At 66.0% G+C, this 24,359-nt stretch carries 24 protein-coding genes and 1 pseudogene; 15 read left to right on the forward strand and 10 right to left on the reverse strand.

The window, feature by feature from the left end:
• Positions 1-73: 73 nt before the first annotated feature.
• The 3 genes from G6N44_RS18675 to G6N44_RS18685 all read right to left on the reverse strand — a co-directional run bounded on the left by G6N44_RS18675 (position 74) and on the right by G6N44_RS18685 (position 1,845).
• On the reverse strand, positions 74-580 hold the full coding sequence (locus tag G6N44_RS18675) for a hypothetical protein (RefSeq protein WP_235682809.1): 507 nt from the start codon (positions 578-580) through the stop codon (positions 74-76).
• Positions 581-654: 74 nt separating this feature from the next.
• The gene (locus tag G6N44_RS18680; RefSeq protein WP_163666438.1) at positions 655-1,047 is read right to left on the reverse strand and encodes an XRE family transcriptional regulator; all 393 of its coding nucleotides are present in this window, start codon (positions 1,045-1,047) and stop codon (positions 655-657) included.
• A 102-nt stretch (positions 1,048-1,149) separates the two neighbouring features.
• Positions 1,150-1,845 carry a class I SAM-dependent methyltransferase gene (locus tag G6N44_RS18685; RefSeq protein ID WP_163666440.1) on the reverse strand — a complete coding sequence of 232 codons (696 nt, stop codon included), beginning with the start codon at positions 1,843-1,845 and terminating at the stop codon, positions 1,150-1,152.
• A 54-nt stretch (positions 1,846-1,899) separates the two neighbouring features.
• Here G6N44_RS18685 and G6N44_RS18690 point away from each other — a divergent pair, with 54 nt between their 5' ends.
• Positions 1,900-2,469: a TetR/AcrR family transcriptional regulator gene (locus tag G6N44_RS18690; protein ID WP_163666442.1), complete on the forward strand. Its 570-nt coding sequence runs from the start codon at positions 1,900-1,902 to the stop codon at positions 2,467-2,469.
• On the opposite strand, the gene G6N44_RS18695 is transcribed toward G6N44_RS18690, so the two are convergent.
• On the reverse strand, positions 2,446-3,030 hold the full coding sequence (locus G6N44_RS18695; RefSeq protein ID WP_163666444.1) for a TetR/AcrR family transcriptional regulator: 585 nt from the start codon (positions 3,028-3,030) through the stop codon (positions 2,446-2,448). The two genes, G6N44_RS18690 and G6N44_RS18695, sit on opposite strands and share 24 nt — an antisense overlap.
• Positions 3,031-3,123: 93 nt before the next feature.
• Here G6N44_RS18695 and G6N44_RS18700 point away from each other — a divergent pair, with 93 nt between their 5' ends.
• A complete protein-coding gene (locus tag G6N44_RS18700) occupies positions 3,124-4,485 on the forward strand; it encodes a cytochrome P450 (RefSeq protein ID WP_163666446.1) in 1,362 nt (453 codons plus the stop codon).
• A gap of 4 nt (positions 4,486-4,489) precedes the next feature.
• On the opposite strand, the gene msrA is transcribed toward G6N44_RS18700, so the two are convergent.
• Complete coding sequence (gene msrA, locus G6N44_RS18705; RefSeq protein WP_163666448.1) at positions 4,490-5,002, reverse strand: peptide-methionine (S)-S-oxide reductase MsrA; 513 nt, start codon at positions 5,000-5,002, stop codon at positions 4,490-4,492.
• Between the two features lie 50 nt (positions 5,003-5,052).
• Between msrA and G6N44_RS18710 the strand changes: the two genes are divergently transcribed.
• From G6N44_RS18710 to G6N44_RS18730, 5 genes are all read left to right on the forward strand, one after another.
• Positions 5,053-5,559 (forward strand): nuclear transport factor 2-like protein, encoded by a 507-nt coding sequence (locus tag G6N44_RS18710; RefSeq protein WP_163666450.1) that lies wholly within the window; start codon positions 5,053-5,055, stop codon positions 5,557-5,559.
• Positions 5,556-6,572, forward strand: coding sequence for an NAD-dependent epimerase/dehydratase family protein (locus G6N44_RS18715; protein WP_163666452.1), 1,017 nt, complete (start codon positions 5,556-5,558; stop codon positions 6,570-6,572). Before G6N44_RS18710 ends, G6N44_RS18715 begins: the two co-directional genes overlap by 4 nt.
• Before the next feature lie 62 nt (positions 6,573-6,634).
• Entirely contained in the window at positions 6,635-7,453 is an 819-nt protein-coding gene (locus G6N44_RS18720) for a class I SAM-dependent methyltransferase (RefSeq protein WP_163666454.1), read from the forward strand.
• 213 nt (positions 7,454-7,666) lie between these two features.
• Positions 7,667-8,683 (forward strand): AraC family transcriptional regulator, encoded by a 1,017-nt coding sequence (locus tag G6N44_RS18725; protein ID WP_163666456.1) that lies wholly within the window; start codon positions 7,667-7,669, stop codon positions 8,681-8,683.
• Between the two features lie 261 nt (positions 8,684-8,944).
• Positions 8,945-10,306, forward strand: a complete 1,362-nt coding sequence (locus tag G6N44_RS18730; RefSeq protein WP_163666458.1) for a hypothetical protein — start codon at positions 8,945-8,947, stop codon at positions 10,304-10,306.
• A 78-nt stretch (positions 10,307-10,384) separates the two neighbouring features.
• Here the strand turns inward: G6N44_RS18730 and G6N44_RS18735 are convergent, their stop codons facing one another.
• On the reverse strand, positions 10,385-10,603 hold the full coding sequence (locus G6N44_RS18735) for a hypothetical protein (RefSeq protein ID WP_163666460.1): 219 nt from the start codon (positions 10,601-10,603) through the stop codon (positions 10,385-10,387).
• Between the two features lie 103 nt (positions 10,604-10,706).
• Here G6N44_RS18735 and G6N44_RS18740 point away from each other — a divergent pair, with 103 nt between their 5' ends.
• The gene (locus tag G6N44_RS18740) at positions 10,707-12,101 is read left to right on the forward strand and encodes an NAD(P)/FAD-dependent oxidoreductase (RefSeq protein ID WP_163670139.1); all 1,395 of its coding nucleotides are present in this window, start codon (positions 10,707-10,709) and stop codon (positions 12,099-12,101) included.
• 19 nt (positions 12,102-12,120) lie between these two features.
• Here G6N44_RS18740 and G6N44_RS18745 read toward each other — a convergent pair whose 3' ends face one another.
• Together G6N44_RS18745 and G6N44_RS18750 are read right to left on the reverse strand one after the other, a co-directional pair.
• Positions 12,121-12,576, reverse strand: coding sequence for an SRPBCC family protein (locus G6N44_RS18745; RefSeq protein WP_163666462.1), 456 nt, complete (start codon positions 12,574-12,576; stop codon positions 12,121-12,123).
• A gap of 20 nt (positions 12,577-12,596) precedes the next feature.
• Positions 12,597-12,749, reverse strand: a complete 153-nt coding sequence (locus G6N44_RS18750) for a hypothetical protein (RefSeq protein ID WP_163666464.1) — start codon at positions 12,747-12,749, stop codon at positions 12,597-12,599.
• A gap of 74 nt (positions 12,750-12,823) precedes the next feature.
• Here G6N44_RS18750 and G6N44_RS18755 point away from each other — a divergent pair, with 74 nt between their 5' ends.
• The 4 genes from G6N44_RS18755 (at position 12,824) to G6N44_RS18770 (ending at position 15,574) form a co-directional block, all read left to right on the forward strand.
• Positions 12,824-13,183, forward strand: a complete 360-nt coding sequence (locus G6N44_RS18755; RefSeq protein WP_163666466.1) for a DUF427 domain-containing protein — start codon at positions 12,824-12,826, stop codon at positions 13,181-13,183.
• A gap of 9 nt (positions 13,184-13,192) precedes the next feature.
• The gene (locus G6N44_RS18760; protein ID WP_163666468.1) at positions 13,193-14,092 is read left to right on the forward strand and encodes a DNA-3-methyladenine glycosylase family protein; all 900 of its coding nucleotides are present in this window, start codon (positions 13,193-13,195) and stop codon (positions 14,090-14,092) included.
• A 71-nt stretch (positions 14,093-14,163) separates the two neighbouring features.
• Entirely contained in the window at positions 14,164-14,715 is a 552-nt protein-coding gene (locus tag G6N44_RS18765) for a Dps family protein (RefSeq protein ID WP_163666470.1), read from the forward strand.
• Between the two features lie 34 nt (positions 14,716-14,749).
• Positions 14,750-15,574, forward strand: coding sequence for an MBL fold metallo-hydrolase (locus G6N44_RS18770; RefSeq protein ID WP_179964407.1), 825 nt, complete (start codon positions 14,750-14,752; stop codon positions 15,572-15,574).
• A gap of 1 nt (position 15,575) precedes the next feature.
• Here G6N44_RS18770 and aqpZ read toward each other — a convergent pair whose 3' ends face one another.
• Complete coding sequence (aqpZ, locus tag G6N44_RS18775) at positions 15,576-16,349, reverse strand: aquaporin Z (protein WP_163666472.1); 774 nt, start codon at positions 16,347-16,349, stop codon at positions 15,576-15,578.
• Positions 16,350-16,468: 119 nt separating this feature from the next.
• Positions 16,469-17,269 carry a PaaI family thioesterase gene (locus G6N44_RS18780; RefSeq protein WP_163666474.1) on the reverse strand — a complete coding sequence of 267 codons (801 nt, stop codon included), beginning with the start codon at positions 17,267-17,269 and terminating at the stop codon, positions 16,469-16,471.
• A gap of 83 nt (positions 17,270-17,352) precedes the next feature.
• On the opposite strand from G6N44_RS18780, the pseudogene G6N44_RS18785 reads away from it, so the two are divergent.
• From G6N44_RS18785 to G6N44_RS18795, 3 genes and pseudogenes are all read left to right on the forward strand, one after another.
• A pseudogene (locus G6N44_RS18785) lies at positions 17,353-17,688 on the forward strand (heavy metal translocating P-type ATPase); the annotation flags it as partial.
• A gap of 534 nt (positions 17,689-18,222) precedes the next feature.
• On the forward strand, positions 18,223-22,821 hold the full coding sequence (gene gltB, locus G6N44_RS18790) for a glutamate synthase large subunit (RefSeq protein ID WP_163666476.1): 4,599 nt from the start codon (positions 18,223-18,225) through the stop codon (positions 22,819-22,821).
• Complete coding sequence (locus G6N44_RS18795) at positions 22,814-24,280, forward strand: glutamate synthase subunit beta (RefSeq protein WP_163666478.1); 1,467 nt, start codon at positions 22,814-22,816, stop codon at positions 24,278-24,280. The genes gltB and G6N44_RS18795 overlap by 8 nt, the downstream gene beginning before the upstream one ends.
• Positions 24,281-24,359: the final 79 nt, after the last annotated feature.

The following is a 24,359-nucleotide window of genomic DNA, read 5'->3' on the forward strand; positions in this document are numbered from 1 at the left end:
TGCGCGGGTTGCATCTTCAACTTCCACTGTTCCGTCACTGCGAGAAGGGCCCCAGGCGCCGGGTCCGTCAGTGCTACGAGGTTGCCGACCTGCCGCGGCGTGCCCCTGTGCTCGAACAACGCGATGCATGTGCCGCCATCAAGGCGAGGCGGAACTGCACACCCGCTGCGCCCCGTTCGAAGAGATCGCCCGCGATCGTCTGGGTCACGATGCGCCGTTTGGCCGTGATCTCGTGCAGGTCTAGGTGTTCCATCTCGTGAGCGACAAGCAGTGACTGGTGGCGATCCTCCAACGTCTGTCGGGTGGCGGGATCGAACAGGTCGACCAATTCACCATGTAGTTCGAGGATGGCCGACGCGAGAACAATCTCCCGGCGCCATTTCGCCGTCACCGACTCAGTTGGAATATCGTCGGCGGCCTCGGGGCCGTAGCGCTTGATATGGCGTTGGCGGGCCGCCAGATTTGGGCGGAAGTCCGTCAGGACCTCCCGCAGACAGGTCTCCTGGAAGTCAGCGAAATACATTGTCCGGAAACGATGCAGCTCGGCAATATCATCGAATCGATGGTTGAACGCGTACATGTCCAGCGGTGTGAACTCCAGCGGCGCCGCGTGATACCCGACCCGCCACAACGGGCCGGCCTCGGTGGTTTCATTCACCCTTGAAAGCTAGCTACCTGCCGAGCGGCCTGCACGACCGTCGTGAAATCTGCGGTCTCAGTCGCGTCGCCCAATACCTCGATCGGGGCCTGGTCATCCAGACGGCTGTTCGTGCCAAACAGCCACGCCTTGGCGGTGGTCGCGTCGTAGGCGTCGACGAGCATCCTGACGACTTTGTAGCCCTCCCGCAGTCGCCGCTCAGTGGTGGCGTGCGGGCGGGAATCGGAACGGGCGTAGCGGCCGATTTGCTTTGCGTCCGCTAGACCGGCGATCGCAGCGCTGATCCGCTGACCCAGCGTGTCTTGTAGGTACTCCGCAATTTCGCCGACCGATAGTGACGTCGCCTCGAAATCAAGTCGTTCGGCGGCGGAGGCAGTCAGAACGGTCATTGTGCATCTCCATCCGGTCGGCCCCGCTACTTCACCCCCGAATTCTACCTCGAAATACCCCCTAAAACCACACCGGACAACCTTGAAGCCGCTCCGCGGCGATTAGTCCAGTTCTCCCGGCGCGCCGGAGGTCCGCTCGAGCACCCGCATCGACCCCATCGTCACGACCTCGTCGAACGCGCCGGTCGCCAGGGCGCGCTGGTAGATGTGGAACGGCGCCTGGCCGCCGTCGTCGGGATCGGGAAATACGTCGTGGATGATCAGCGAGCCGCCCACCTCGACCCAGCGGGCCCAACCGTCGAAGTCGCGCTGTGCTGCCTCTTCGGTGTGACCACCGTCGATGAACAACAGCCGCAACGGAGTTCGCCATCCCCGGGCCACCACGGGTGAGCGGCCGACCACGGCGACCACATGCTCGTCCAGGCCGGCCGCATCTAGGGTGTGGCGCATCGTGGGCAGCGTGTCGAACAGTCCGGTGACCGGATCGACCATCGTGGTGTCGTGGTACTCCCAGCCGACCTGATGCTCTTCGGAGCCGTGGTGATGGTCCACGGTGTACAGCACTGAGTCCGTCTCCTGTGCGGCCGCGCCCAGCATTACCGTCGACTTACCGCAGTAGGTGCCGATCTCGACACCGACCCCGCCGCCCAGGTAGCGCACCCCGGCGTCGTAGAGGGCGCGGCCCTCGTCGGCGGGCATGAAGCCGGTGACCTGCTCGGCGAGGGTGAACAGGCGCCCGGCGCGGGGCGGCAATGGGGCTTGCGCGCCGGGCGGCGGGGCGGTGTCAGCGGTGCTCATGGATGCCCAACCTACCGTTGCTGGCCACCGGCGGTTGTAGTAGCGTCCGGACACGTGTCCGAGACGGCCCTGGAGTCGACGCGCCGCCGTCTGAGTGCGCGGCAGGCAGATACCGTCGAACGTCTGGGTAAGGCCGCGTTACAGCTGATCATCCGGGACGGATTCGCCGGACTGACCGTGCGCAAGGTGGCCGCCGAGGCCGGAGTCGGGGCGGCGACGGCCTACACCTACTTCTCCTCCAAGGAACACCTCGTGGCCGAGGTGTTCTGGCGCAGGCTGTCCGCCGCGCCGCCGGTCGCGCACGAGTCGGCCGACCTGGCCACGCGGGTGGTCGATGTGTTGCAGGACATCGCGTCGCTGGTGGCCGACGAGCCAGAGTTCGCCGGGGCGGTTACCAACGCTCTGCTCGGCAAGGACCCCGACGTGGATGCGCTGCGGCAGCGCATCGGCGCCGACGTGCGGGGCCGGCTGGTCGCCGCTCTCGGGCCCGACGTGGACCTCGACGTGATCGAAGCGCTCGAGTTGCTCTACACCGGCACGCTGGTGTGGGCGGGGATGGGATACGAGTCCTACGCCGCGATCTCGCGCCGATTGGAGAAGTCAGCGCGGTTGGTGCTGGGCTGAATTCGCCGTCATGATCGCTGTCGATGCGGCGACTGCGGGTCCGTAGATCGCCTGAATGTCGCCGCCGTCCTCGACGATCAGCGCGGTCAGTTCGCGCAGTCCGCCCAGCAGGATGATGGCCATCGGCTCGGTGAGCCGCGGCAGACCCGCGCGCCGGAAGCCCGCGCTGCCGCTGAGTTCGATCAGTAGATCGGTCAGTTCCCGCAACGCGGCCCGCTGCAGCGGCCGGGCCCTGCTGCCCAGTGCGGGCAGTTCGCGGATCCAGCTCAGCGTGATGGCCGGGGCGGACGCGATGTGGTCGACATAGGCGCCCACGGCCTGCCCGATCTGGTCGGGCCAGGCCGCCTCGGGGTCGACGGCGGCCTGAATGCGCTCGACGAGGGTGGCGTTGTTGGCGCGAAGCAGCTCGAGGAAGCCGTCCTCTTTGGTGCCGAACTCGTCGTAGAACGTGCGCTTGGATGTGCGGGCATGGCGGACGATGTCGGCCACCGTGGTCTCGCGATAGCCCTTGTCGTTGATCGCCGCCGTGAGTCCGTCGAGCAACCGCAGCCGGTAGGTCATCGTGGCTGACCCCCTTGATTTGCCTGGTACCTGGGGGTACCGTACCCCATAACCCCGTGGTACCGATCGGTACCAGAACTGGCTGGAGATGGTATGACCGAGCTGGCAGCAGCTGAGACCACCACCGAGAAGTCCACCGCGAGCAGTGCACCGGGCCGGATACCGCCGCCGGCGCGGTTACCGAAGCCGTTGCAGGCCATCGGCTTTGCCCTGGCCAGGCGCAGGATCATCAAACAGATCGCCCGTCGTCAAGGCGATGTCTTCCGCCTGAAACTCCCGATCTTCGGACCCACGGTGTTGGTCGCCGACGCCCAACTGGCCAAACAGCTCTTTGCGACCAACCCCGACGACGTCGGCAACATTCAGCCCAACCTGAGCCGAATCCTGGGATCCGGATCGGTGTTTGCCCTCGACGGCACCGATCACCGTCGCCGCCGCAAGCTGCTCACCCCGCCCTTCCATGGCAAGAGCATCAAGAACTACGAGGCGATCTTCGAGGAAGAGGCGCTGCGGGAATCGGCGAACTGGCCGCAGGGTCAGCAGTTCGAGACTCTCGAACCGATGATGCGGATCACCCTCAACGCGATCCTGCGCGCGGTGTTCGGTGCCGACGGCGAACAACTCGACGAGTTGCGCCGCATCATCCCGCCCTGGGTCACCCTGGGCTCGCGCCTGGTCGTGTTGCCCACCCCGTCCCGCAACTACGGTCGGTTCAGTCCGTGGGGCCGGCTGTCCAGGTACCGCCAGAAGTATGACGCCGTCATCGATCGGCTGATCGAGAAGGTCCAAGCCGACCCGGACTTCGACCAGCGTGACGACATCCTGGCGTTGCTGCTGCGTAGCACGTATGAAGACGGATCGGCGATGTCCCGCAAGGACATAGGCGATGAGCTGCTGACTTTGCTGGCCGCCGGGCACGAAACCACGGCGTCGACCCTCGGCTGGGCTTTCGAGCGGATCAGCCGCCATCCCGAGGTGCTGGCCGAACTGGTGGCCGAGGCGGCCACGGACGGCAACGAATACCGTCAGGCCACCATCCTGGAGGTGCAGCGCAATCGCACCGTCATCGACTTCTCCGGCCGCCACGTCTACGCACCGTCAATCCGGCTGGGGGAGTGGGAGATTCCACGCGGACACTCGATCATCGTGGCGCTCTCGCAGATCCAGGAGTCGGAGAAGGAGTTCCCGGATCCGGACCGGTTCGATCCGCAGCGATTCGTCGGAAGTCGGCCCGGCCTGGGGTGGCTACCGTACGGCGGCGGTACCCGCCGCTGCGTCGGAGCAGTGTTCGCCAATGTCGAGATGGATGTGGTGCTGCGAACCATCCTGCGGCACTTCGTCATCGAGACCACCACCGCACGGGGCGAGAAGGTTCACTCCCGCGGCGTGGCTTACACCCCGGCGGCAGGCGGGCGTATCGTCGTGCATCGCCGGGCCACGCCGCTGGGAGGCTGACCGCTTATCCGGCGGTCTGGCGCCGGGGCAGCTTCCAGCCCGCGCGCGGGAAGTGACAGGTGTAGCCATTCGGGTAATGCACCAGGTAGTCCTGGTGCTCGGACTCGGCTTCCCAGAAATCGCTCGCCGCAGTCACCTCGGTGACAACCTTGCCCGGCCACAGCCCCGACGCGTCCACATCGGCGATGGTGTCCAGCGCAACGCGCTTCTGTTCGTCGTCGAGGTAGAAGATCGCTGACCGGTAGCTGGTGCCGACGTCGTTGCCCTGCCGGTCCCTGGTGGACGGATCGTGGATCTGGAAGAAGAACTCCAGCAACGCGCGGTAATCGGTCAGCGCTGGGTCGTAGACGATCTCGACGGCCTCCGCGTGGCCGGGATGATTGCGGTAGGTCGGGTGGTCGTTGCGGCCGCCGGTGTAGCCCACTCGGGTGGAGACCACGCCGGGCTGCTTGCGGATGAGGTCCTGCATGCCCCAGAAGCAGCCGCCCGCCAGGATCGCTGTCGAATAGTTACCCATGTGCTCCATTGTGCCTCGACAAAGGCAGTAGAACGTGTTCTAGTCTTGGGGTGACGAGCAGCCCGTTCAGCCGCGAAGAACTCGCCGCTGCCTTCGAAACGTTCGAGCAGACCGTCGACCGGGCCGCGCAGACCAAGAACTGGGATGTGTGGGCCGACCACTACACCGTCGACGTCGACTACATCGAGCATGCCGTGGGCACAATGAGAGGCCGTGAGCAGGTACGGCCGTGGATCTGGAAGACCATGACCACCTTCCCCGGCAGCTACATGACGGCCTTCCCGTCGCTGTGGTCGGTGATCGACGAGCCGACCGGGCGCATTATCTGCGAGCTGGACAACCCCATGCGGGATCCGGGTGACGGCACCATCATCAGCGCCACCAACATCTCGATCCTGACCTACGCCGGCGACGGCCTGTGGTCGCGCCAGGAAGACGTCTACAACCCGTTGCGCTTCGCCTCCGCGGCCCGCAAGTGGTGCCGCAAGGCCGCCGAACTCGGCACGATCACCGAGGAGGCCGAGGCGTGGATGAAGCAGTTCGGGGGCGGTAAGTGAGCGCCAAACTGGTCATCGGGGCCAACGGCTTCCTGGGATCCCATGTATTGCGGCAATTGGTCGCCGCCGATGACGGGTCCGAGGTCCGGGCCATGGTGCGGCCGAACGCCAACACCATCGGGATCGATGACCTGCCGGTGAAGCGGGTGATCGGCGATGTCTTCGACACCGAGGCCCTGCGCGAGGCGATGAGCGGCTGCGACGTCGTCTACCACTGTGTCGTCGATGCCCGCGGTTGGTTGCGCGACCCGGCGCCGCTGTTCCGCACCAACGTCGAGGGCACCCGCAACGTGCTGGACGTGGCGGCGGAATTCCCCGAGCTCCGAAAGTTCGTCTACACCAGCAGTTACGTCACCGTCGAACGCAAGCGGGGACAGCGGTCCACCGAGGACGACATCGTAGATGTGTCCAAGGTGACGCCGTACGTGCGCTCGCGGGTACAGGCCGAAGATCTGGTGCTGCAGTACGCGCGCGACCGCGGGTTGCCCGCCGTCGCGATGTGCGTGTCCACCACGTACGGCAGCGGCGACTGGGGCCGCACCCCGCACGGTGCGATCATCGCCGGAGCCGCGTTCGGCAAACTGCCGTTCGTGATGAGCGGGATCGACGCGGAGTCCGTTGGCATCGACGACGCCGCCGAGGCCCTGCTGCTCGCCGCCGACCGAGGCACTCCCGGTGAGCGCTACCTGATCTCGGAGAAGATGATCAGCAACGCCGAGGTGGCCCGACTGGCTGCCGAAGCCGCCGGTGTGGCACCGCCGCAGCGGTCGATTCCGCTGGCGCTGTCCTATGCGATGGCCGCCGCGGGCACCCTCAAGGGCAGACTGCGCGGTACCGACGAACAGTTGTCGCTGGAATCCCTGCGACTCATGCGGGCCGAAGCCGAGCTCGACCACTCCAAGGCCGTGCGTGAACTCGGTTGGCAGCCAAGGCCGGTCGAGGAATCGATCGCCGAGGCGGCGAAGTTCTGGGTCGGCCTGCGCGCCGCCAAGCGTGCGCGCAAAAGCAGCTGAACACCGCGCCGTGAGGTGTTAAGCCACTGGGCGGCAAGCGTATTGCGGCCTAACCTGGCGATATGACCGACAAGCTGAAAGTCGACCTCACCGGGGCGCCGCAGACCATGTTGGCGACGTTCTACGCCAAGGCGCTCGACGCCGGGATGCCCAATCCGATCCTGGGCGACCAGCTGGCCAAGGAGATCGCCGACCGCATCGACTACGACTGGAGCCGTACCTCGATCACCGAGGCGACGTCACCGTCGGTGACCACCCGCAGCGCGCACTTCGACCGGTGGACCCGCCAGTTCCTGGCGGTGCACCCCGAAGCCGTGGTGTTGCATCTCGGGTGCGGCCTGGACGGCCGCTTCTTCCGGCTGCAGCCGGGTCCCGGAGTCGAGTGGTACGACGTCGACTACCCCGACGTCGCGCACCTGCGTGAACAGCTCTACCCGCCGGCCGAGCACTATCACGTCGTCGCCGCCACGGTGACCGACCCGGCATGGTTGCGTGACATTCCCGCGGACCGGCCGACCCTGATGATCGCCGAGGGAATCACGATGTACCTCACCGAGCACGACGGGGTGGCACTGCTGCGCCGCATCGTCGACGGATTCCCTTCCGGGGAACTGCAATTCGATGCGTTCAACACGCTCGGTATCAAATCGCAGTGGAGCAACACGGTTGTCCGTCGCTCCGGCGCCAAACTGCATTGGGCGATCAACGAAGCCGAGGACATCCTGGGTGCGGTGCCGGGCACCAGGCTGCTGGCCCGGACCTCGCCCTTCGACGATTCGGTGTTCAACACGCTGCCCTGGTACTACCGGATGATGCTGGCCGTCATGAAACCTGTGCCGGTGCTCCGATACATGGCGCAGTATCACCGATACGCATTCTGAGAGCGCGGTCGAATAAACCGTCACGTGACGTATTGTTGCGTGGGTTCAACGTCGGCCGCCGAGAGCCTTATTTCCCCGGTGCGGTACCTCTGCGCCCCCTGTCTCCGCGACCCCTCTACCACCGCATCCTTGCTGCAGCCTTGACCATAGACCGACGGTGGGGGCAATGCTTATCCTCAGGAGACATCTTTCTGATCATTTGGAGCCACCGACATGGGGAATCGCGAGGTGCAGACTCGGTACGCCGCGCTCACCGGGTTCTTGCAGGTCGCCGGCGACATCGGGGTGGATGCCGGAGAGTTGTTCGCCCGGTCCGGGTTGGACCTGGTCGGACTCACGCAACCGGACCGGTGGGAGTCGGCAGAGGCTGTCGCCGGCCTGCTCGAGGACGCTGCGGCGTGTTCCGGGATCGACGACGTGGGCTTGCGTCTGGCCGAGAACCGGCACCTGACCAATCTCGGACCGATGGGTCTGGTGATCCGGGACGAACCACGGCTTCGCGACGCGGTGCAGACCCTGATCCGCTACAGCCACATGCTCAACGAAGGACTGCGAATTCGAGTTGTCGAAGCCGACGAGATCACGACGATCCGTTTGGACTTGAATGTCGGAGGATCAAGGCCGCCAAGGCAATCCATCGAGCTGGCGGTCGCAACGTTGGTCGCGATACTGAACGATCTCGTCGGCGAGAGCTGGTACCCACTCGCCACCTATTTCAGCCATTCTCGACCCCTCGACATCGACCGGCATCGACGAATACTCGGCGACAATCTGTGCTTCGACCGTGATTTCAACGGCATCGTGATGCGCTCGGCCGATCTCGACATCAGCAATGCGCTGGCCAACCCGTCTTTCCTGTCGTATTCGCAACAACTTCTCAAGCCTGCGACTGACTCGTCGGATGCGGCCATCGTCAATCGCACCCGTGAGGTCATCGAGCTGCTGTTGCCTGCCGGACGATGCACCGTCGACCACGTCGCACGAAGCCTCGGTACCAACAGGCGAACGCTTCACCGGCAACTTCACAGCGCCGGAACGACATTCACCGAACAGCTCGATACCACCCGGGTCGAGCTCGTCAGACACCTGCTCACCAATCCAAGCAACTCACTCACCGACATCTCGGTGATGCTGATGTTCTCGACACCGGGGAACTTCACGCGCTGGTTTCGGCAGCGTTTCGGCGTTGCTCCGCGTGCATGGCGCCAACAACAAGCCGCGCTGAAATGACGGCATGGCGGTCATCGAGTTTGCTGGACGCTCGATGGTGAACGAGACCACGATCATTTGACCCGCGCGAAGAGTTGAGTCGCACACCCGCTGAATCGGCGGCTCCGGCCGCCGTCGATTTTCGCTCAAATTTTCAATGCTCTGACCTGCGAATATAGCGGGTGGCGCAGATCGCTTCGTTGGACTCGAGTGCTACTAACCGGTAACTAGGGAGTATGTTGTCCCGGTCACGTCCCGTCTCGGTCGGCAAGGAGCCGCTCAATGTACGTAGCTGTACAACCCAACAGTTCAGATCAACGCAAGTCCAAGGGCATCGCGCTGGTCGGCGCAACTGCTATCGCCGCAGCATCCATCGGGTTGTTGCCGCATGCGACTCAGCTCCCCGATCCCGTCAAGGTGAGCAGTGCGGCCACACAACTCGTGGCGCAGGTGAATCCGTTCGAAACCCTGATGGATGCGCTGCAGGTGACCGCTGCCAACCTGCAGACGGTCGCCAACAACTGGCAGGCCCGGCCGGCCCCGCTCGCACAGCAGGTCGCGGCCAACTGGATCAGGTACGCCACCATCGTCACCACGTCGATGACCTCCGAGATCTCCACCATCGACCGGATCGCGGGTCAATTGACCGACCCCGCATTCGTTGATGCACTCGTCAGCAACATCCAAGAGGGCAACATCGAGACGGCCTGGAGGTCTATTCACAGCAAGCTGGTCAGCGCCGGATTCCTGTTGGTCGGACCGCTGACCAATATTGCCAACATTCCGGCGTACATGCTGACGAACATGGCCGCGGCGATAAAGGTATTGGCCGGTAGCGGTTTGAGCGCTGTCGGCACGGGAGGACTCTCCGCCCTCCTCGGTACCGGCGCGGCCTTCGCCGAAGGACTGCAGGGTGTGGTCGACTCCGCCAAGGAGGGTGACGCGTTGGGTGCGCTGAGCAATGCGGCAAACATTCCTGGCTTGTTGGTCGAAGATGTACTCAACAACCCGACCGGGGGCCTCCTGAGCCCGACCGGATTCCTCGGCCAGATGACCACGCGCATCCCCCAGCTGATCGCGGCAGGCGTCGTTGCGCCCGGAGCGCAGAACATCTTCAAGGATGGAACCCTGGAGGCCGGGTTGGCTGCCCTGTCCGCAAGCGTCGACAAACTCGTCGCCGCGATCGGTGCGGGATTGAATCTTCCGACCGGCGCAACCGCCGCGCTGAACACCGAGTCGGCTCCCAAGGCCATCACCGCCAAGGCTCCAGCCGTCAATGCTCCATCGGATCCGGCATCGGTGCCCGCACTGACCGCATCTGCGACCAACGCGGTGACGCTCGACGTCAAGGCCGATACCGCCACCGATGACGCACCGCGCGCTGCCACCAAGGTCGCGGCAGACCCGGCCGTCAAATCGCCTGTGCTTAAGGTTGATTCGCCGGCAGCCGACAAGGCTGGGTCGGCATCCAAGCCGCATGTGAGTGCGACACCGGCCGGTAAGTTGGCGGCCAAGTTGAAGTCCCAGGTGACGGACAAGGTCAAGGCCAAGTTCGGTGACCGTACCGGATCTTCGGCGTCGGATGCGCCGAGCAAGAAGCCGGGTAGCGCCGCCAACGCCTCCAAGTCGAACGACAGCGAGTAGTCACTCGTCGACGGGTTCCCGTTCGAAAAGCGAAGAGGGGCGGCCCTTCCGGGCTGCCCCTCTTTTGCTGTCGAGATCTCAGCGACCGCTGTGGCGAACAGTGGTGTCCACCTTGGGTGCGGTGGCCTTGGGGTGGATCTGGTTCAGCCAGTCGAGGTGGTCGACACCCGCGGAGATGGTGACGCTGCTGGGGGCGGCGACGTGAGCGGGCTCAGTAGCCAAGGCCGGTGCGGCCAGACCCAGGACGGCTGCACCCAGTCCGCTGGCGGCGATGACGGCGAATCCGAACTTCTTCATTTCCTGCTTCTTCCTGTCTCATGCGGTTATGACTGTCTAAACCGCAAGCTCAGGGTGGTAATTTCCGGTGGCAGAAATTGATCGACTCATGGCAGAAAGAAGTATGTTCAGGCACAATCCTGCCGTGCCCACCACGGTCAACGGTCAGGTCTCCCACTGGTTCGACGAGTTGCCGGCTTCCCGGCCCGTACTACCCGGCGACCGCGACGCCGACGTGTGCATCGTCGGTGCGGGATACACCGGACTGTGGACCGCCTACTACCTCGCCAAGGCCGACCCGTCGCTGCGGATCACCGTGCTGGAGGCCCGGTTCGCGGGTTTCGGAGCTTCGGGCCGCAATGGTGGCTGGCTGTCGGGCCTGGTGCCCGGTGACCGGCACCGGATGGCCGAAGCGCACGGCCGCGACCGCGTGCTGGCGTGGCAGCAAGCCCTCAATGAGGCTGTCGATGAGGTCATCGCGGTGGCGGACCGCGAGGGGATCGACGCCGGGGCGGTGAAGGGCGGCACCCTGGAGATCGCCCGCAACCCTGCCCAGGCCGTCCGGTTGGCGGCAGCGATCGCCGAGGAGCGGTCGTGGGGTATCGACGTGGCGGAGCTGACGAAAGACGAAGCGGCCGAGCGCATTCGATTCAAAGGCGTGGTTTCCGCCTACCACACTCCGCATTGCGCCCGGATCCAGCCGGCCCGACTGGTTCGAGGGGTGGCCGAGGCGGCGGAACGCCATGGTGTGACGATCTACGAAGACACCCCGGTCACCGAGATCGCGTCGGGCCGCGCCGTCACAGCCCGCGGCACGGTGCGGGCGCCGATCATCCTGCGTGCCACCGAAGGCTTCACCTCGGCGCTGCCGGGCCTGCGTCGCACGTGGCTTCCGATGAACAGCTCGATGATCGCCACCGACCCGATCCCGGACGCATTGTGGGACGAAATCGGTTGGCAAGGAAGGGAAACCGTGGGGGACAGTGCCCATGGCTTCTTCTACGCGCAGCGCACGGTCGACGATCGCATCGCCATCGGCGGACGCAGCGTCCCTTACCGGTTCGCGTCGCGAACCGATGTCGACGGGCAGGTGCCTGCCCGCACCGTTGCGCTGCTCACCGACGTGCTCCACTCGATCCTGCCGCAGGTGCGCGACATACCGATCGCCCATGGTTGGTGCGGGGTGCTGGGCGTCCCGCGCGACTGGCAGGCGGGTGTCGTCTTGGACCACGCCAGCGGATTGGGCTGGGCCGGCGGCTATGTCGGGCACGGGGTCACCGCGACCAACCTCGCCGGGCGCACCCTGGCCGACCTGGTACTGCGTCGCGATACTCCCCTTACCGAGCTGCCGTGGGTCGGGCACCGATCACGTAACTGGGAGCCCGAGCCGCTGCGCTGGCTCGGGGTGCGCGGCCTCTATGCCGCCTACAAGCTGGCCGACAAGCACGAGGCCGGAGGGCGGGCTCGAACCTCGCCGATTGCCGGCGTCGCCGACGTCATCACCCGAAAGCCGCATTAGCCCTGGGCGGGGTGGCCGATCAACCTTCGGCGCGTTCCTTCAGCCGTTGCAAGGTGAGCTCGATGTGCTCGGCGTTGGCGCCATCGCGGTCGGCCACCCCGGTGGCCAGCCCTGCGACCTTCTTGAACCACCCCGCGCGACGGTCCCAGGTGGACTCCGTCACCGTGCATCCGCCGTCCGAGGCAGTGATGTCGTAGCGCCAGTGCGCGACCGGGAACACCAGAGACTTCACGTCGAAGGCGAACGTCTTGCCCGGCTCGGCGTCGGTGACGGTGCAGGTGGTGCTCCAGGCCTTCGAGCCGTTGCGGTTCTGCCCCTTGAAGACCGATCCGGGAGTGGCCGAGTTGCCCTTCTGCCACTCCATCGCATGCGCCTCCTCGGCGAGCGAGGCCAAGGTGGGCAGGTCGGTGATGAGTGCGTACACGGCTGCGGGGTCGGCGGCGATCGTCACAGTCGCGTTCACAGGTGTGGTCATGGGCCGATCGTAGACCCGGGCTACCGGTCGATCATCCACGTCTGGGCCGCGGTGTGATGGTCGCCGGCGGGCTCGGCGAGAATGTCGAGCCTGGACAGCTGGTCGGGACTGAGTGTCACCGCATCGGCGGCGACGATGCCCAGACCGATCCGAGCTACTTCGAGGCCACCCAACCGTGCAGTCTGCAAAGTTCCGATCGCCCAGTCTGCCCGGGAATCGGCGGCCGCGCCGTGACGTTGTGCCGCATATGACCGAGCGCCAGGTGCTGCAGCCGAGCGCAGCCCACCCCATCACCGTCGCCCCGACCGGACAGCGGGTTACCGTCACCGTCGGTGGAGCGATCATCGCGCAGACCGATGATGCCCTGACTCTGCAGGAGTCGACTTATCCGGCCGTGCAATATATTCCGCGCGCCGATGTCGTGTGGGAGACGCTGACCCGGAGCGCCACCACCACCTACTGTCCGTTTAAGGGCGAGGCCAACTACTACGACGTCGGCGGGGTCGCCGACGTGACCTGGACCTATGAGGACCCGTATCCGGCCGTCGCCGAAATCGCCGGCCACCTGGCGTTCTACCCGGAGAAGGCCCAGATCGTCCTGGCTTAACCTGGTGCAGTGCCCTCAACGAGCGTCGTATTCGAGGGCCCGGCCAGCCCGGGCCTGACGCTGGCTCCGTGGCGGCGCGGCGGCGGTGACCCCTGCAACCGGGTGAGTGCCGACGGCGCGATCTGGCGGGTATCGGCGATGTCCAGCGGTGCGGTCACCGCGCGAATCACCAAATCGGCGCCCGAAACCGTGGACTGCGAGGCGTGGGGCCCCGGTAGCACGGAGTTCCTGGACGGATTTGCGGCGCTGGTGGGAGCCGACGACGACGCCGGCGGCTTCGACCCCGGCGAGCCGACCGTCGCCGAGGCGCACCGGCGCGTGCCGCATCTGCGTCTCGGGCGCAGCAGCCTGGTGTTGGAGGCACTGGTGCCCGCGATCATCGAGCAGCGGGTCTCGGGCATGGATGCCTGGCGGGCGTGGCGGCGGTTGGTGACGAAGTACGGAGCCCCGGCCCCTGGCCCGGCGCCCGCCGGGATGCGGGTACCGCCCACCGCCGAGGCGTGGCGACGCATCCCCTCCTGGGAATTCCACCGGGCCAACGTGGACCCGGGCCGGGCGCGCACCATCGTCGGCTGCGCGCAGCGCGCCGATACCCTCGAGAGACTCACCGCCGAGCGGGCCATGACGGCGCTGCGCTCGCTGCCCGGTGTCGGTGAGTGGACGGCGGCAGAGACCGTGCAACGTGCCTTCGGCGACGCGGACGCGCTGTCGGTGGGCGACTATCACCTGGCGACGATGGTGGGACGCACCCTGCTCGGCCGGCCGATCGATGATGCGGCCATGGTGGAACTGCTCGAACCGCTGCGCCCGCATCGGCAGCGGGCCGTCCGCCTGCTGGAAGCCAGCGGGCTGGCCCGTAATCCGCGATTCGGAGCGCGTCAGGCCATTCCGAACCTGCGGGCCCTGTAGGCCGGCTGATTGCGCGCCGCGATTGTCGGGTACCCGGGGACGGAACCCATCGTGAATCGAAAGGAGCCGCAATGACCTCGTTCACCATTCCCGGACTGACCGACAAGCAAGGGAGCGACGTGGCCGAGCTGTTGCAGAAGCAGCTCAGCACATACAACGACCTACATCTCACGCTCAAGCACGTCCACTGGAACGTCGTCGGTCCGAACTTCATCGGAGTGCACGAGATGATCGACCCGCAGGTGGAGCTGGTGCGAGCCTACGCCGACGAGGTCGCTGAACGGATTGCCGCACTGGGCAAATCGCCCAAGGGCACCCCGGGCGCCATCGTCGCTGACCGCACCTGGGACGACTACTCCGTCGGGCGTGACAAGGTGCAAGCCCACCTCGCGGCGCTCGACCTCGTCTACAACGGGGTGATCGAGGACATCCGCAAGGCGATCGCCCGGATGGAGAAACTCGACCTGGTCTCCCAGGACATCCTCATTGATCACGCCGCCGAACTCGAGAAGTTCCAATGGTTCGTCCGGGCCCATCTGGAGAGTGCCGGAGGCACGCTGGCCCATGAGGGCGCACCCACCGAGCGCGGTGCGGCCGGGAAGGCGCGACGCAAGAGCGCTTGACCTGAATCATTGTTGAGGTGCCAAGCTCGGCGGTATGCCTACCTGGATTTGCACGGGATGCGGTGTGGAGCACCCGGATTCCGCCACCGAGCCCGCTGACAGCTGTGTGTTGACCTCCGAGATCGTGTCGATCGAGGAACGCGGGGACCTACCGCCGCACGGGACCTGGACCACGCTTGAGGCGCTGGCGGCGCAACCTCATCACACCGAACACGTCGACCACGGTCGCGGAGTGCACAGTCTGCGGCGGGCGCCCAGGTTCGCCATCGGACACCGGTCGTTTCTGGCGCGGACCGCGCAGGGAAACCTGCTGTGGGACGCGCCGGGCTACCTGGACGACGAGATCACCGACCTCGTTCATGGCCTCGGTGGCGTCGATGCCGTCGCTGCCAGCCATCCCCACATGTTCGGTGCGCAACTCAGTTGGAGCCGGGCATTCGGCGGAGTACCGGTGTACGTGAATGCCCTTGATGAGGAATGGCTTCCGGGTCCCGATCCACTGATCCAGCTCTGGAGTGGCGAGCTGGAACCGTTGGCCGGAGTGCGGCTGATCCACGTGGGCGGTCATATGCGGGGGAGTTCGGTGGCGCTGACGGCTGACGGCACGCTGCTGGTGGGGGACACCATCTCCGGTGGCCTGGCCAGGAACTGGGTGTCGTTCCAGCGGAACTTCCCCAAGCACGTCCCGCTGTCGGCCGCGGTGGTGCGAAGGATCGTGGATCGGCTCGATCGATACGACTACGACAGGCTCTACACCCTTGGCGGCGACGAGATCGACAGCGCCGCCAAGGGTGTGGTGCGCAGATCAGCTGAGACCCATATCCGTTGGGTCAGTGGAGAATTCGATCATCTGACCTGATCTAGCGGCCGCGCTGCCGGTCGAGTGCATCTTCGCGGACCGGACGCTCGGCCAGTCTCTCGGGCGCGCCGAACAGCAACGGGTAGGCCACCCCGGCGATCGCCGCACCGACCAGCGGGGCCAGCCAGAACGCCCACAGCTGCGCCGGCGCACCGTTTCCGTTGAAGAACGCGACCGCGGTAGAACGGGCCGGGTTGACCGAGGTGTTCGAGATCGGGATCGAGATCAGGTGGATCAGCGTCAGGGTGAGACCGATCGACAGCCCGGCGAAGCCCTTCGGTGCGCGGTCATCGGTGGAACCCAGGATGACCAGGAGGAAGACCGCGGTGAGGATCACCTCGGCGAGAAGCACCGCCATCAGTGAATACCCGCCGGGGGAGTGCTCGCCGTAGCCATTGGCGGCCATGTTCCCGGCGGCCGACCAACCGTCCTTGCCGCTGGCGATCACGTAGATCACCAGGCCGGCGAGCAGACCGCCGACAACCTGTGAAATCCAGTACGGCACAACGGCTGCCCACTCGACGCGGCGGGCCAGTGCGGCGCCCAGCGTGACGGCCGGGTTGAAGTGCCCGCCGGAAATCGTGCCGAAGGCGTACACGCCGGTCAGAACCGTCAGGCCGAACGCGAGGGCCACACCGAGGAAACCGATCCCCACGGAGAAGCCGTCGGAGAGAAACTTCGCGGCGAATACCGCGCTACCGCAACCGCCCAGGACCAGCCAGAACGTCCCGATGAACTCGGCTGCCAATCGATGTGACATGGTCGGCGTACTCATGGCGATCTCCATCTCTAGATGTGATTCGTCGGCGAGCGTTTCACGCCAGTAGCTGGTGGCAGAGTCGTTGTTGCGAAATTGATTGCATAGCGAAATTTACGTTTCCGTATCGTGGCCGATCAGCGGTAAGCGGTCAACCGGGCCACCAGCGCCACCGCGCCGTCATCGCCGATGGCCTGCGCGTCAGCGACGCCGGAGCTGCGTCCGGCTCGTAACGTGCGTGCCTCGTAACGGGATTCGTGTCCGGCACGGAACTGGCGCAGGTAGTTGACCCGCAATGAAGCCGTCCGCCAGGGCTTATCGTCCCCGTCACCGAGCGCCGCGGAGCCGACGAGTTCGAGTGCCGCCGCCGATACCCCGCCATGCACGATGCCGATGCTGTTGTTGATGACGGGATCGGACAGCTGCCGCAGCACCGCGGTGCGACTGCCCGTCTCGGCGACCTCGACCGACATGCGGTCCCCCAGCGTGGCGGGCGGTGTGCCCTCGGCAGTGTCGGTGGGCCACGCGACGAGGTGGCCCGGCGCGTGGATATGGAAGGACCGCACCGTCGCCGTCCCCAGTAGATGGTCGCCGTGGGTCAGCTCGCACAGTCCCAACGGCGCGGTTCCCTTCGGGCCGAAGGGTCGGGCGGTTGCCACCACCGGAATCTTCGGTGCCGCTGTGACGAGGTCTATCGCATGCGGGGCGAGCTCGATGGCCAGCTCGCTGGTCACCGTCCACTCGTCCTCATCGCGGCGGAGGTGATTGATCAGGCCGCCTACGTGGTCGACCAGCATCGCCAGCGGAGCGATGGTCGACATCCGGGTGAGGGGATTGAGCAGGCCCCCGACGGGTATCGAGGCCACGCAGCGGTCCGGGCCCTCTTCAAGGGTGTGTACGCCCATGCGGCCCAACGGGGTATTCAGTGGATAGTGCATCGCCGACAACAGTTACGCCCATCACAGTGGCTAGATACCCTTTGGGGGTATGAAGTGACGATCTGGCCACGCCTCAACATGCGATGCACGAGGGTCACGGCGACCGCGTCACGCCGTTCCGGAGGCTGTTGTGGGTCATGACGGTGCCGGCCGTACCGACGGTGGCACATCCACCGATGTCCGCGATGCTCCTCGGTTACTCGATCCCGGATTTCCCCGGTGCGACGTGGATCCCGCCGCTACTCGGCACCGTGATGCACTCCTGGGGCGGTCGATCGTTCCTGGCCGGTGCGGTCAGTGAAATGCGTTCGTGCACAACGGTAATGGAGTTGTCGATCGGCCTGGCGATCACCGTGTCCTTCGTGGCGTCGTGGGGTGCGGGCCTCGGTGTACTGCACCACCAGTTGGACCTCTGGTGGGGGCCGTCGTGGCACGCGACGCGCAGTCGCTGCGCCGACTCGACCTGCGCCCTGAGGCCGGCGTGCGCAGCGTTGTGCGGGTCTCGGGGCGTCGACAAGGCAATTCTAAGAATCTGACTAAGCTTTCCCGCAAATAGATCCGTTGCAGATAACGGCACTATAACGCCGGAGTGTGATATATGTAGCAAACTACATTGGCGGCCAGGGCGACGACCGGCCAGGGCGGGGGGTGGGTCGCCCCTGGTCGCGCCTGGGTGGAACCGCAAGGGCGGCAATGAAATTCACTGATCGCCCGGCCGATCGACTTGTGCGCCCGGGAGAGGCCGATCAAGCCTAGTTAGGTTCGGCTTAGTTGGCATCTGGCACGGTTTTTGCCTTATCGTTTTCTTCACTTATGGCGTGTGGAACATAGCCGTCGTCCAGTGCTGCACGGAGGCCACCAACGCCGAGCCGGCTGATTGTCAGCCAGAGACTGCCTGTCAGGCAGCCGGCACGGTAAAGCTTCGTAGAAGCGTGTTGAAGGGCAAGGTGGGAATGGCGCCCAGCAAGGTCGGGCTGTACAACCCCGCATACGAGCATGATGCGTGTGGCGTGGCAATGGTGGCGGACATCCAAGGTCGTCGCAGCCGGGACATCGTGGACAAGGCGATCACAGCTCTGGTGAACCTGGAGCACCGCGGTGCCCAGGGCGCAGAACCGAACACCGGCGACGGCGCAGGAATCCTGCTGCAGGTCCCCGATTCGTTCCTGCGCGAGGTGGTCGAGTTCACCCTGCCGGAGGCTGGAAGCTATGCCACGGGCATCGCCTTCCTGCCGCAGTCCTCGCGCGACGCTTCCGCGGCAGCCGAAGCCGTGGAGAAGATCGTCGAGGCCGAGGGCCTGACGGTGCTGGGCTGGCGTCAGGTGCCGATCGACGACTCCTCGCTCGGTGCCCTGGCGCGCGACGCGATGCCGAGTTTCCGGCAGCTGTTCATCGGTGGCGCCTCCGGCATGGACCTGGAGCGCAAGGCGTACGTCGTGCGCAAGCGTGCCGAACACGAACTGGGCACCAAGGGACCCGGCCAGGACGGCCCCGGTCGCGAGACGGTGTACTTCCCGAGCCTGTCCGGTCAGACCTTCGTCTACAAGGGCATGCTGACCACCCCGCAGCTCAAGGCGTTCTACCTGGACCTGCAGGACGAACGGATGACCAGCGCGCTGGGCATCGTGCACTCCCGCTTCTCCACCAACACCTTCCCGTCGTGGCCGCTGGCCCATCCTTTCCGGCGGATCGCCCACAACGGCGAGATCAACACCGTCACCGGTAACGAGAACTGGATGCGCGCCCGTGAGGCGCTGATCCGCACCGACGTGTTCGGCACCGACGGGCTCGACAAGATCGTGCCGGTCTGCACGCCGGGCGCCTCGGACACCGCGCGCTTCGACGAGGTGCTCGAGCTGCTGCACCTCGGTGGCCGCAGCCTGCCGCACGCCGTGCTGATGATGATCCCCGAGGCGTGGGAACGCGCCGAGTCGATGGATCCCGCCCGCCGGGCCTTTTACGAGTTCCACGACTCGCTGATGGAGCCGTGGGACGGCCCGGCCTCGGTGTGCTTCACCGACGGCACCGTCATCGGCGCCGTGCTGGACCGCAACGGTCTGCGCCCGTCGCGCATCTGGGTGACCGACGACGGCCTGGTCGTGATGGCGTCGGAGGCCGGCGTGCTGCCGCTCGACCCGTCCACCGTCGTCAAGAAGATGCGCCTGCAGCCCGGCCGGATGTTCCTGGTGGACACCGCCCAGGGCCGCATCGTCTCCGACGAGGAGATCAAGGCGGAACTGGCTGCCGAGTTGCCCTACCAGGAGTGGGTCGAGGCCGGCCTGTTCCCGCTCGACGAGCTGCCGCCCGGCGACTACGTCCGGATGCCCCACCACCGCGTGGTGCTACGCCAACAGATCTTCGGCTACACCTACGAGGAGCTGAACCTGCTGGTGGCGCCGATGGCGCGCACCGGCGCCGAGGCGCTGGGCTCGATGGGCACCGACACCCCGGTCGCCATCCTCTCGGCGCGGCCGCGGATGCTGTTCGACTACTTCCAGCAGCTGTTCGCCCAGGTCACCAACCCGCCGCTGGACGCCATCCGCGAAGAGGTGGTCACCAGCCTGCAGGGCGTGATCGGGCCCGAAGGCGACCTGCTCAACCCGGGTCCCGAATCGTGCCGCCAGATCGTGCTCTCGCAGCCGATCCTGCGCAACGCCGACCTGTCCAAGCTGGTCTGCGTCGACCCCGACCACGAAGTCCGGGGCCACAAGCACGGCATGCGCGCCGCGGTGGTCCGCTGCCTGTACCCGGTCAACCGGGGCGGCCAGGGACTCAAAGAGGCGCTGGACAACGTCCGCGCCAAGGTCTCGGAGGCGATCCGCGAGGGCGCCCGCATCATCGTGCTGTCCGACCGCGAATCCAACGAGACGATGGCGCCGATCCCGTCGTTGCTGTCCGTGGCCGCGGTGCACCACCACCTGGTCCGCGAGCGCACCCGTACCAAGGTCGGCCTGGTGGCCGAGGCCGGTGACGCCCGCGAGGTGCACCACATGGCCATGCTGTGCGGCTTCGGTGCGGCCGCGGTCAATCCGTACATGGCCTTCGAGTCGATCGAGGACATGGTCGACCGGGGTCTGATCGCCGGAATCAGCAGCGATAAGGCCAAGGCCAACTACGTCAAGGCCGCAGGCAAGGGCGTGCTGAAGGTGATGTCCAAGATGGGCATCTCCACCCTGGCCTCCTACACCGGCGCCCAGCTGTTCCAGGCGATCGGCATCTCCCAGGGGGTGCTCGACCAGTACTTCACCGGGCTGAGCTGCCCGGTCGGCGGTATCGACCTCGACGACATCGCCGCCGACGTCGCCACCCGCCATGCACTGGCGTTCTTGGACCGCCCCGACGAGCGCGCCCACCGCGAGCTCGAGGTCGGCGGCGAATACCAGTGGCGCCGCGAGGGCGAGTACCACCTGTTCAACCCGGACACGGTGTTCAAGCTCCAACATTCGACTCGGACCGGGCAGTACTCGATCTTCAAGGAGTACACCGCCCTGGTCGACGACCAGAGCGAGCGGATGGCCTCGCTACGCGGCCTGTTGAAGTTCAAGGACCTCAACGACACCGGGCGTCAGGCGATACCGCTCGACGAGGTCGAGCCGGCCTCCGAGATCGTCAAGCGCTTCTCGACGGGCGCCATGAGCTACGGCTCGATCTCGGCCGAGGCGCACGAGACCCTGGCCATCGCGATGAACCGCCTCGGCGCCCGGTCGAACTCGGGTGAGGGCGGCGAAAGCGTGCACCGCTTCGAGCCCGAGGCCAACGGTGACTGGCGTCGCAGCGCAATCAAGCAGGTGGCCTCCGGCCGGTTCGGGGTGACCAGCCACTACCTGACCAACTGCTCCGACATCCAGATCAAGATGGCCCAGGGTGCGAAGCCTGGTGAGGGTGGGCAGCTTCCGGGGCACAAGGTGTACCCGTGGGTGGCCGAGGTTCGGCACTCGACCCCGGGTGTCGGCCTGATCTCCCCGCCGCCGCACCACGACATCTACTCGATCGAGGATCTGGCACAGCTGATCCACGATCTGAAGAACGCCAACCCGGTCGCACGTGTGCACGTGAAGCTGGTTTCGGAAAACGGTGTCGGAACCGTCGCCGCGGGTGTCTCGAAGGCACACGCCGACGTGGTGCTGATCTCCGGCCACGACGGCGGAACCGGCGCCACCCCGCTCACCTCGATGAAGCACGCCGGCGCCCCGTGGGAGCTGGGCCTGGCCGAGACGCAGCAGACCCTGCTACTCAACGGACTGCGTGACCGCATCGTGGTCCAGGTCGACGGTCAGCTCAAGACCGGTCGCGATGTCGTGGTCGCCGCGCTGCTGGGCGCCGAGGAATTCGGTTTCGCCACTGCGCCGCTGGTGGTCTCGGGCTGCATCATGATGCGCGTCTGCCACCTCGACACCTGCCCGGTGGGTGTGGCCACCCAGAACCCCTTGCTGCGTGAGCGGTTCAACGGCAAGCCCGAGTTCGTCGAGAACTTCTTCATGTTCATCGCCGAAGAAGTCCGGGAACTCATGGCGCAGTTGGGCTTCCGTACGGTCAACGAGATGGTCGGCCAGGTCGGCGCGCTGGACACCACCCAGGCCGCCGAGCACTGGAAGGCCCACAAGCTGGATCTGACGCCGGTGTTGTACGAGCCAGAGTCGGCGTTCATGAACCAGGACCTGTACTGCAGCTCGCGTCAGGACCACGGTCTGGACAAGGCGCTGGATCAGCAGCTGATCACCCAGAGCCGCGAAGCCCTGGATTCCGCTTCGCCCGTCCGATTCTCGACCAAGATCACCAACGTCAACCGCACGGTGGGCACCATGCTCGGCCACGAGGTCACCAAGGCCTATGGCGGACAAGGGCTTCCGGACGGCACCATCGACATCACGTTCGACGGGTCGGCGGGCAACAGCTTCGGTGCGTTCGTGCCCAAGGGCATCACGCTGCGGGTCTACGGCGACGCCAACGACTACGTCGGCAAGGGCCTGTCGGGTGGCCGGATCGTGGTCCGCCCGGACGACGCGGCACCGGCCGACTTCGCCGCCGAGGACAACATCATCGCCGGCAACGTGGCGCTGTTCGGTGCTACCAGCGGCGAGGCGTTCCTGCGCGGTCAGGTCGGCGAGCGGTTCGCGGTCCGTAACTCCGGCGCCCACGCGGTCGTCGAGGGTGTGGGCGACCACGGCTGCGAGTACATGACCGGCGGAAAGGTCGTCATCCTCGGACCCACCGGCCGTAACTTCGCGGCGGGCATGTCCGGTGGTGTCGCCTACGTCTACGACCCGGCCGGCGTGCTGGGCCAGAACCTGAACACCGAGATGGTGGAGCTGGAAGCTTTGGAGGCCTCGGACGCCGAATGGCTGCAGGGCATTCTCACCGCCCACGTCGACGCGACCGATTCTGCTGTGGGGCAACGGATCCTGGACTCCTGGGATGGAACGGATGGGGCGTTGAAGCACTTTGTGAAGGTCATGCCGCGCGACTACAAGCGTGTGCTGGCCGCGATCGCCGCGGCCGAAAAGGCCGGCGAGAACGTGAACGAAGCGATCATGGCGGCCGCAAATGGCTGATCCGCGCGGTTTCCTCAAGCACACCTCGAAGGAACTCCCGACCCGCAGGCCGGTTCCGCTGCGGCTGAAGGACTGGAAAGAGGTCTACGAGGACTTCTCCCACGAAAAGCTGCAGGACCAGGCATCACGGTGCATGGACTGCGGTATCCCGTTCTGCCACAACGGCTGTCCCCTGGGGAACCTGATCCCCGAGTGGAACGACCTGGTGTACAAGGACCGGTGGCGCGACGCGATCGAGCGGCTGCACGCCACCAACAACTTCCCGGAGTTCACCGGACGGCTCTGCCCCGCCCCGTGTGAGGCGTCGTGCGTCCTGGGCATCAACCAGGACCCGGTGACCATCAAGCAGGTCGAGGTCGAGCTCATCGACAACGCCTACGACCAGGGCTGGGTTGTTCCGAAGATGCCCGACGTGCAGACCGGCAAGAAGGTCGCCGTCGTCGGGTCCGGACCGGCCGGACTGGCCGCCGCCCAGCAGCTCACCCGCGCCGGCCACACCGTCACCGTGTTCGAGCGTGCCGACCGCATCGGCGGCCTGCTGCGCTACGGCATCCCCGAGTTCAAGATGGAAAAGCGCCACATCGACCGGCGTCTGGAGCAGATGGCGGCCGAAGGTACCCAGTTCCGCCCCGGCGTCAACGTCGGCGTCGACATCACCGTGGCGCAGCTGCGGCTGAACTATGACGCGGTCGTGCTGGCCGGCGGTGCCACCGCATGGCGCGACCTGCCGGTCCCGGGCCGCGAGCTCGACGGCATCCACCAGGCGATGGAGTTCCTGCCCTGGGCCAACCGCGTGCAGCTCGGCGATGACGTCCTCGACGAGAACGGCCAGCCGCCGATCACCGCCAAGGACAAGCACGTCATCATCATCGGCGGTGGCGACACCGGCGCGGACTGCCTCGGCACCTCGCACCGTCAGGGTGCGGCCAGCATCCACCAGTTCGAGATCATGCCGCGCCCGCCGGAGACCCGTGCCGACTCGACCCCGTGGCCGACCTACCCGCTGATGTTCCGGGTGTCCTCGGCCCACGAAGAGGGCGGCGATCGCGTGTTCTCGGTCAACACCGAGGAATTCACCGGCGCCGACGGTCATGTGACCGGCCTGCGTGCGCACGAGGTCAAGATGAACGGCGGCAAGTTCGAGAAGGTCGAAGGGAGCGACTTCGAGCTCAAGGCCGACCTGGTGCTGCTCGCCATGGGATTCGTCGGCCCGGAGAAGGAAGGGCTGCTGACCAAGCTCGGCGTCGAGCTGACCGACCGCGGAAATGTCTCCCGCGACAACAACTTCCAGACCTCGGTGCCCGGCGTGTTCGTTGCCGGCGACATGGGTCGCGGACAGTCGTTGATCGTGTGGGCGATCGCGGAAGGCCGGGCCGCCGCCGCGGGTGTGGACCGCTTCCTGATGGGCAAGACCGCCCTGCCGGCCGTGATCAAGCCGACTGCTGCACCGCAGCGCTGATTTTGGTGAATCGGCCTGCTATCAGGGTCGATTGAGATTGCTGAGTGCCACCGACGCTTCGAGTGAATCCACCGGTGCT

The organism is Mycolicibacterium alvei, assembly GCF_010727325.1.
In the GTDB taxonomy this organism is placed as follows: Bacteria; Actinomycetota; Actinomycetes; order Mycobacteriales; family Mycobacteriaceae; genus Mycobacterium; species Mycobacterium alvei.

Excerpts from the sequence above, each read along its gene's own strand:
- G6N44_RS18675 (WP_235682809.1), bottom strand. The coding sequence starts at position 580 with ATGTACGCGTTCAACCATCGATTCGATGATATTGCCGAGCTGCATCGT.
- G6N44_RS18725 (WP_163666456.1), top strand. The coding sequence starts at position 7,667 with ATGGGGAATCGCGAGGTGCAGACTCGGTACGCCGCGCTCACCGGGTTC.
- G6N44_RS18765 (WP_163666470.1), top strand. The coding sequence starts at position 14,164 with ATGACCTCGTTCACCATTCCCGGACTGACCGACAAGCAAGGGAGCGAC.
- G6N44_RS18695 (WP_163666444.1), bottom strand. The coding sequence starts at position 3,030 with ATGACCTACCGGCTGCGGTTGCTCGACGGACTCACGGCGGCGATCAAC.
- G6N44_RS18755 (WP_163666466.1), top strand. The coding sequence starts at position 12,824 with ATGACCGAGCGCCAGGTGCTGCAGCCGAGCGCAGCCCACCCCATCACC.
- G6N44_RS18720 (WP_163666454.1), top strand. The coding sequence starts at position 6,635 with ATGACCGACAAGCTGAAAGTCGACCTCACCGGGGCGCCGCAGACCATG.
- G6N44_RS18745 (WP_163666462.1), bottom strand. The coding sequence starts at position 12,576 with ATGACCACACCTGTGAACGCGACTGTGACGATCGCCGCCGACCCCGCA.
- G6N44_RS18780 (WP_163666474.1), bottom strand. The coding sequence starts at position 17,269 with ATGCACTATCCACTGAATACCCCGTTGGGCCGCATGGGCGTACACACC.
- G6N44_RS18685 (WP_163666440.1), bottom strand. The coding sequence starts at position 1,845 with ATGAGCACCGCTGACACCGCCCCGCCGCCCGGCGCGCAAGCCCCATTG.
- G6N44_RS18795 (WP_163666478.1), top strand. The coding sequence starts at position 22,814 with ATGGCTGATCCGCGCGGTTTCCTCAAGCACACCTCGAAGGAACTCCCG.
- aqpZ (WP_163666472.1), bottom strand. The coding sequence starts at position 16,349 with ATGAGTACGCCGACCATGTCACATCGATTGGCAGCCGAGTTCATCGGG.
- G6N44_RS18770 (WP_179964407.1), top strand. The coding sequence starts at position 14,750 with ATGCCTACCTGGATTTGCACGGGATGCGGTGTGGAGCACCCGGATTCC.
- G6N44_RS18700 (WP_163666446.1), top strand. The coding sequence starts at position 3,124 with ATGACCGAGCTGGCAGCAGCTGAGACCACCACCGAGAAGTCCACCGCG.
- gltB (WP_163666476.1), top strand. The coding sequence starts at position 18,223 with ATGGCGCCCAGCAAGGTCGGGCTGTACAACCCCGCATACGAGCATGAT.
- G6N44_RS18740 (WP_163670139.1), top strand. The coding sequence starts at position 10,707 with ATGTTCAGGCACAATCCTGCCGTGCCCACCACGGTCAACGGTCAGGTC.
- G6N44_RS18730 (WP_163666458.1), top strand. The coding sequence starts at position 8,945 with ATGTACGTAGCTGTACAACCCAACAGTTCAGATCAACGCAAGTCCAAG.
- G6N44_RS18680 (WP_163666438.1), bottom strand. The coding sequence starts at position 1,047 with ATGACCGTTCTGACTGCCTCCGCCGCCGAACGACTTGATTTCGAGGCG.
- msrA (WP_163666448.1), bottom strand. The coding sequence starts at position 5,002 with ATGGGTAACTATTCGACAGCGATCCTGGCGGGCGGCTGCTTCTGGGGC.
- G6N44_RS18735 (WP_163666460.1), bottom strand. The coding sequence starts at position 10,603 with ATGAAGAAGTTCGGATTCGCCGTCATCGCCGCCAGCGGACTGGGTGCA.